Annotated in this window: 1 protein-coding gene; it reads right to left on the bottom strand. The window is 26.5% G+C overall.

Features of this window, described 5'->3' with window-relative positions; all coding sequences use genetic code 11:
- Nucleotides 1-98 precede the first annotated feature (98 nt).
- The coding region (locus tag BUE91_RS00700) for an aminotransferase class V-fold PLP-dependent enzyme (protein WP_143605892.1) at nt 99-374 on the bottom strand (276 nt) is incomplete at its 5' end.

Raw genomic sequence — 374 nt, 5'->3', positions numbered from 1 at the left:
CTTTAAATAAGGGTAAAGGACATATCATTACCTCATCTATAGAACCTTAGTATATTAAATGTTTGTAAATATCTTGAAGAAAAAGGTTTTGATATAAGCTATATTAAACCAAATAGTAAGGGAATTATTGAAACTGGTGAAATAGAAAAAATTATGGAGTTTATATTTTCTGTTCCTGCTCTTTTATTCTTTTCCTGTTCACCACCATGTATATGTTTTTCTATTAAATACTTTGATGATATATATGCAAATCCACTACCTTTTGCACCATGAAATTTATGAAAAGAGGCTGAAATACCATCTATGTTAAATAGTGATAAATCTAATTTTTCCCTTAATATTAACTGAGTCATATCACTATGAAAAAAGATATT

This window comes from Streptobacillus notomytis, assembly GCF_001902585.1.
GTDB classification, from domain to species: domain Bacteria; phylum Fusobacteriota; class Fusobacteriia; order Fusobacteriales; family Leptotrichiaceae; genus Streptobacillus; species Streptobacillus notomytis.
This window is presented reverse-complemented; position numbering and strand designations above follow the sequence as displayed.